A 6,376-nucleotide genomic window follows, 5' to 3' on the forward strand; every position below is an offset into this window, starting at 1 on the left:
TGACTAATAACTAACAACTATTTGCTTTTGCGTAAAACACATGGCAATTCCTTTTTCGTAGTAAGCAGCCTCGTTAATGAAAATTGGATAAACGGTTGATTTACCTTCATACAAGAGCGACTCACCATCAAAGGTCAAAAACATCGGATCGCCGGGATTTAGGGCTTGATAATCTCTGGATTGCAGATCGGGATGAATCATTGCCTGAATTTCTCGGTTCTCGTTTCTGGGATAGTCGATCGCCCCAATGGTGTGATAAATAGTCAGGGGATTCTTTGCAGCAGGCATTGTGCCTTGATTGTAGGATTCTACGCAGTCTAATATCGTGCCGACAACTTGCTCAGTTTGCTGAAATAAAGACGCATCTAATATCCCTTGCGGGACTGCACCAACTTCCAGCGTACCGCCTAATTCGGAAAGCGATCGCAGCAAAGGACTATCATGATTCTTGGTTGTAGAAGCGAGTAGCTTGATGTGGGGATACACAGAGGTTAAATAAGCGGCTAGTTGCAGGTTAAATGGATGATGGCTGGCGAGAATAAAAGTTAGCCCCATGTTGGATGTGGTGCTGTGCAAATCGATAATTACGTTGGGCAGATGAGTGTTTTTTGAGCTAAAAATGCCGTAGATTTCTTTCGCCCGCTGCGCTTCATAGCTGGAGAGATGGGGATTTTCTAAATCTTGCTTTCTAAAGCAGCGGTTGAGGTCGATATCGATGTAGCGTGTCCCGATTTCGCAAGCTTTGGGATTGGCTAGCAGGGCGATTGTTTCAAAAGTCGATCGCCCAATTAACTCTGGCGCGCGATCGAATTTCTTCACGAGGTAAATTCCTGTGAGTTCATTTCCGTGGGTTCCTCCCACTATGGCAACACGTTTAATTTGGTTCATAAACAAATAACTTCCTATCCCCAGCGTAGCACCATTTGTCATCTGTTGGTAAAAAACATGAGAAACGCGGTTTCTTTGTGTATTTATCGTTCCCCAACTAAAAGCTTGTAGAAACCGGGCTCCTCGCCCCATGCGTGAATCTCAGAAACCGGGTTTCTCTCGATATTTCTCATCACCCAACCAAAAATTCGTAGAAACCCGGTTTCTCGCCCCATGCTTAAATCTCAGAAACCGGGTTTCTCTATGCTTCACCCATCCCCAGCGAAAATTTAACAACAGTTCGATCGTGTTTCGAGCGCCCTCATCTGGCAGGATGAAGCATTTTAAATTTGGGCGATCGCGAGTATAATAGTAAATAGCTAAAAGAGGAATTTTAGATATGGAATTGAATGAGTATTTTGATTTCTTGGCACCAGATGATATTCGCATTAAAGGACACCGCATCGGGATTGAGACGGTACTGTACGAGTACCTGCATCGGGAACGCACCGCCGAAGAAATTCAGCAATTCTATCCATCTCTAACTTTGGCAGAGGTTTATGCGACTATTTTGTATTATTTGGAGAACAAAGAAGCAGTAAGTCGATATTTGGAAGACTGGTTGGAGTGGTCGCACCAGCAGCGAAAAATGCAAGCAGCAAATCCCCATCCGGCTGCCGAAAGATTGCGAAAATTGAAAGCAGAATGGGCAAAGCAAACCGCGAACCAGAGTGATTGAGAAATGGCGTTTAAATATTTGATGGATGAGAATGTTACTCCCGTTTATGCTACACAGCTTCACCGGAAACGGCCTGATTTAGTAGTTTGGTCGGTGGGTGACATCGGTACGCCTCCGAAAAGTACGCTCGATCCTGATATCTTGGTGTGGTGTGAAGAGCATAACTTTATTTTGGTGACGAACAACCGCAAGTCAATGCCCGTGCATTTGGTAGATCATATAGCTGAAGGTAGGCATATTCCAGGGATTTTTATTTTGAACTCAGATTTAAGTATTGGGCAAAATATTGAGGAATTGATTTTGATTGCTTATGGTTCGTTCGATGATGAATATCAAGATCGGATCGTCCATCTTCCTTTAACATAAACGGGACTTATGCGCGGGGGATAGGCCATGCGTGAATCTCAGAAACCGGGTTTCTCTCGATATTTCTCGTCACTCAACCAAAAAATTCAGAGAAACCCGGTTTCTCGCCCCATGCGTAAATCTCAGAAACCGGGTTTCTCTCGATATTTATCGTCACCCAACCAAAAAATTCAGAGAAACCCGGTTTCTCGCCTCAATGCCAAAAATTCCTGTCACAATAAAATGAATCCTAGCAAGAGACAAAGGGCATGACGCGAGAGGAAGCAGGGCGGCGAATTGACCAAGCAGCCGAGGAACAATTGACGGAACTGGATTTGGCGGGGTTGGGGTTGGAGGAATTGCCGCCGGAGATAGGCAAGTGTACGGAGCTTGAGAGGTTGGTGTTGGGAAATTTTGCTATGATAGTTTGAGCGATCGCACTATTATATATTCTGTAAATTACCAGCTATGAACATTCAGTTGGTTGACTCCTTAATTCAAGTCATTGAGTCGCTGACACCTGAAGAGAATTTGCTGTTTCAAGAAAAACTCTCGGCTAGGGCGATTCAGAGTACGCCTGGAGTCTGTGGAGGAAATGCCCGGATTCGCAACACCCGCATTCCTGTTTGGACACTGGTTTCGCTTCACCAACAGGGGGCTGATGAGGCTGAGTTACTTCGGAATTATCCAGGTTTGTCGGATCGCGATTTAGAGAATGCTTGGCGTTATTACGATCGCGACCGCGAAGAAATCGATCGCATTATTGTTTCTCATCAAACCGATGATTGAAAGGGTGAGGCTGTATTAAGAGTGAAAATTTCCCGATCGCAATGGTCGAGCATTTGCGTAGCCTTGACTGTGATGTTTTAACTTCCTATGATTCTGGTCAAGCGAATCAAGGGATTCCTGATGACGAGGTTCTCCGATTTGCTACTGAACAAAATCGGGCGGTAATTAGCTTCAATCGCGATGATTTTGTGGCGCTACACCGTCGCGGTGAACATCATGCAGGAATTATTGTGTGTAAAGACGATCGAGATTACTTGGGACAAGTTACTATTCTTCATGCCTATCTTCAGGATGTTGATTCGCTGTTCGATCGCCTGATTCGCATCAAAAAGCAGAATCAGCCTGGGTTGAGTCATCCGGTTTTTGTGGTTCAAGAGTACGGGCGATAATTCCCCCCCACCAAGCGAAAAATCCTGTCACAATAAAATGAATCCTACCGAGAGACACAGGGCATGACGCGAGAGGAAGCAGTGCGGCGAATTGACCAAGCAGCCGAGGAAAAATTGACGGAACTGGATTTGTCGGGGCTGAAATTGGAGGAATTGCCGCCGGAGATTGGCAAGTGCACGCAGCTTGAGACGTTGGTGTTGGGGAAGGTGGAAAGCTGGATGTGCTCTAATAGTGGTACAACGACTCTGAAGCTAATCATCAATCAATTAAGAACACTGCCAGAGGAATTACGATCGCTCTTAAATTTGCGATCGATCGACCTCAGCGGCAATCGATTCGGAAAAATGCCAGAATTGCTGCTGGAAATGAAGCAATTAGAGAGTTTAAATTTAGTCTCTATTGGTTTAACAGAAATTCCAGATGCGATCGGTCAACTGTCGAATCTGACAGAGCTTAACCTCAGTAACAATCAGATTACATCCATCCCAGAATTCATCGGCAAACTGTCGAATCTGACACAGCTTGACCTCAGTAACAATCACATTACATCCATCCCCGAAGTCATCGGCAAACTGTCGAATCTGACACAGCTTGACCTCAGTGGCACTCTGATTACATCCATCCCCGAAGTCATCGGCAAACTGTCGAATCTGACACAGCTTGACCTCAGTCGCAATCTGATTACATCCATCCCAGAATTCATCGGCAAACTGTCGAAGCTGACAGAGCTTAACCTCAGTAACAATCAGATTACATCCATCCCAGAAGTCATCGGTCAACTGTCGAAGCTGACAGAGCTTAACCTCAGTAACAATCAGATTACATCCATCCCAGAAGTCATCGGCAAACTGTCGAAGCTGACAGAGCTTGGCCTCAGTAACAATCAGATTACATCCATCCCAGAAGTCATCGGCAAACTGTCGAATCTGACAGAGCTTGGCCTCAGTAACAATCAGATTACATCCATCCCAGAATTCATCGGCAAACTGTCGAATCTGACAGAGCTTAACCTCAGTAACAATCTGATTACATCCATCCCAGAAGTCATCGGTCAACTGTCGAAGCTGACAGAGCTTAACCTCAGTAACAATCTGATTACATCCATCCCAGATGCGATCGGTCAACTGTCGAAGCTGACAGAGCTTAACCTCAGTAACAATCTGATTACATCCATCCCAGAAGTCATCGGCAAACTGTCGAATCTGACACAGCTTGACCTCAGTGACAATCAGATTGCATCCATCCCACAGGCGATCGGGCAATTGTCGAATCTGACACAGCTTTACCTCCGTAACAATCAGATTACAGTCATCCCAGAGGCGATCCGCAGCATGGAAAAGCTGGAAAAACTGGATTTGCGGGGTAATCCGATGCCAATTCCGCCGGAAATCCTGGGCCCAAACGAATACTATGAAGATCCGGGTGATTTGCGTACCATTCTTGACTTCTACTTCCAAACCCGCGATCCCAACGATACCGAAGAACTCAACGAAGCCAAACTTTTGATTGTCGGCGAAGGCGAAGCGGGAAAAACTACCCTAGCCAAAAAACTCCTCAACCCCGACTACGAGCTCGAAAAACAAGAACCAAGTACCAAAGGCATCGATGTGATGCGCTGGGAATTCACACAACCTAACGGCAAACCTTTTCGCATCCACCTCTGGGACTTTGGCGGACAGGCAATCTACCACCACACGCACCAATTCTTCCTCACCGAACGTTCTCTCTACATCCTCCTCGTCGATAACCGTCGCGAAAACCCCAACCTCTGCTACTGGTTGAATATCATCGAACTCCTCAGCAAAAGCAGTCCCGTCTTCCTCGTTCAGAACGAAAAACAAGACCGCCGCTGCGAAATCAAGGTTCGCCAACTGCGCGGTGACTTTGACAACCTAGAAAAAGATTTTGCTACCAACCTCGCCGATAATCGCGGACTCGAAACCCTCCAACGCGCCCTCCAAAACCGCATCAGCAACCTCGACCACATCAGTACGCCCATCCCCAAACGCTGGGCTAACGTCCGCCACGTCTTGGAAAACTACTCCCAAAGCCAAACCCGCATCGATGTTTCCGAGTTTTACGAGATTTGCGTTAGCCAAGGCTTCAAAAAGTCCGAGAAACGCGCCATGCTGAGTTTGAGCAAGTATTTGCACGATTTAGGAATTATCCTGCACTTCCAAGAAGACTCCCACCTCGATCAGCAAGTCATCCTCCGTCCCGAATGGGCAACTAACGCCGTCTACAAAGTCACTGATAACGATGGGGTGAAAGCAAACTGGGGATACTTCACCCAGGAAAATCTCAGCGAAATCTGGCGAGACGACGAATACGAGGACTTACACGGTAAGTTACTTGAATTGATGAAGAAGTTCAAAATCTGCTACGAAATCTCCGACAAATCCGGACAGTACATCGCCCCGCAACTCCTCAGTAGCGAACCTCCCGATTACGAATGGGACGACACAGATAACCTAATTTTGCGCTACGAATATGACTTCATGCCCAAGGGTATCATCACTCGCCTCATCGTAGAGATGCACAGATTAATCGATCGTTCTAACTCGTCTGGATTTGCAGAAAATAAGCCAGGTATTGTCTGGCGCGATGGAGTTGTCCTCACCGATGGTTATGGCAAAGCCGAAGTCATCGAGGATTACGAGAAACGAGAAATCCGCATTCGAGTTTCTGGGAAACTGAAACAATCTATTTTAGATATCACCCGCCACAAACTCTCGGAAATTCATCATAAGCTGTTTGACGATCGGTTAAAATACAAAGAATTAATCCCGTGCAACTGTCCCAAATGCAAAGGAGATAAATCGCCCTGCACATATCCGTTCAATACTCTTCAGGATTTCTATAGCGATCGCCAACAGAATATCCAGTGCCAAAAATCTTATCAAATGGTCAACGTGCGCGGCTTGATTGCAGATTTCCCCGATTACTCGCAACAGCGGGAAAAAGATCAAGATCGAGCTTCGGGAATCGAGCGACCCGATCGTGTAGATTCTTCTAGTTTTCAGCCAACTATCAACATCCATAATACTATGACTCAAGATTCTCCTAAAAACCAATTCAACGCTCCGGTATCTGGTGTTGTGGCTAACGAAAAAGCCGAAGTGACTAATAGCACATTCATCCAAACTAATAACGCGAATACGGCAGAACTCAGAAGTGTTGAATGATAGGAAAAGATTGCTAAAATTGGCCCAATAATGTATAATTGCAGAGTTATAAATTATTAAT

General features: G+C 45.7%; 7 protein-coding genes. 6 read left to right on the forward strand and 1 reads right to left on the reverse strand.

Annotated features, from left to right (window positions below):
• Window positions 1–3 precede the first annotated feature (3 nt).
• Window positions 4–888 carry an aspartoacylase gene (locus QUA00_RS29145; RefSeq protein ID WP_333412022.1) on the reverse strand — a complete coding sequence of 295 codons (885 nt, stop codon included), beginning with the start codon at window positions 886–888 and terminating at the stop codon, window positions 4–6.
• Window positions 889–1,267: 379 nt separating this feature from the next.
• Between QUA00_RS29145 and QUA00_RS29150 the strand changes: the two genes are divergently transcribed.
• The 6 genes from QUA00_RS29150 to QUA00_RS29175 all read left to right on the forward strand — a co-directional run bounded on the left by QUA00_RS29150 (window position 1,268) and on the right by QUA00_RS29175 (window position 6,315).
• Window positions 1,268–1,606, forward strand: coding sequence for a DUF433 domain-containing protein (locus tag QUA00_RS29150; RefSeq protein WP_333143916.1), 339 nt, complete (start codon window positions 1,268–1,270; stop codon window positions 1,604–1,606).
• A gap of 3 nt (window positions 1,607–1,609) precedes the next feature.
• Complete coding sequence (locus QUA00_RS29155; protein WP_333143917.1) at window positions 1,610–1,972, forward strand: DUF5615 family PIN-like protein; 363 nt, start codon at window positions 1,610–1,612, stop codon at window positions 1,970–1,972.
• Between the two features lie 248 nt (window positions 1,973–2,220).
• Window positions 2,221–2,382 (forward strand): hypothetical protein, encoded by a 162-nt coding sequence (locus QUA00_RS29160; protein ID WP_333143918.1) that lies wholly within the window; start codon window positions 2,221–2,223, stop codon window positions 2,380–2,382.
• Between the two features lie 37 nt (window positions 2,383–2,419).
• Window positions 2,420–2,740, forward strand: coding sequence for a DUF433 domain-containing protein (locus QUA00_RS29165; RefSeq protein WP_333412023.1), 321 nt, complete (start codon window positions 2,420–2,422; stop codon window positions 2,738–2,740).
• A 14-nt stretch (window positions 2,741–2,754) separates the two neighbouring features.
• The gene (locus tag QUA00_RS29170; protein ID WP_333412025.1) at window positions 2,755–3,129 is read left to right on the forward strand and encodes a DUF5615 family PIN-like protein; all 375 of its coding nucleotides are present in this window, start codon (window positions 2,755–2,757) and stop codon (window positions 3,127–3,129) included.
• A gap of 63 nt (window positions 3,130–3,192) precedes the next feature.
• Complete coding sequence (locus QUA00_RS29175) at window positions 3,193–6,315, forward strand: leucine-rich repeat domain-containing protein (RefSeq protein WP_333412024.1); 3,123 nt, start codon at window positions 3,193–3,195, stop codon at window positions 6,313–6,315.
• Window positions 6,316–6,376 lie beyond the last annotated feature (61 nt).

Origin of the sequence: Microcoleus sp. T2B6 (genome assembly GCF_036700475.1) — a bacterium.
In the GTDB taxonomy this organism is placed as follows: Bacteria; Cyanobacteriota; Cyanobacteriia; order Cyanobacteriales; family Microcoleaceae; genus Microcoleus.

What these genes read in the sequence shown, in the direction of transcription:
- QUA00_RS29160 (WP_333143918.1), top strand. Translation starts at nt 2,221, where the DNA reads ATGACGCGAGAGGAAGCAGGGCGGCGAATTGACCAAGCAGCCGAGGAA.
- QUA00_RS29165 (WP_333412023.1), top strand. Translation starts at nt 2,420, where the DNA reads ATGAACATTCAGTTGGTTGACTCCTTAATTCAAGTCATTGAGTCGCTG.
- QUA00_RS29155 (WP_333143917.1), top strand. Translation starts at nt 1,610, where the DNA reads ATGGCGTTTAAATATTTGATGGATGAGAATGTTACTCCCGTTTATGCT.
- QUA00_RS29175 (WP_333412024.1), top strand. Translation starts at nt 3,193, where the DNA reads ATGACGCGAGAGGAAGCAGTGCGGCGAATTGACCAAGCAGCCGAGGAA.
- QUA00_RS29150 (WP_333143916.1), top strand. Translation starts at nt 1,268, where the DNA reads ATGGAATTGAATGAGTATTTTGATTTCTTGGCACCAGATGATATTCGC.
- QUA00_RS29145 (WP_333412022.1), bottom strand. Translation starts at nt 888, where the DNA reads ATGAACCAAATTAAACGTGTTGCCATAGTGGGAGGAACCCACGGAAAT.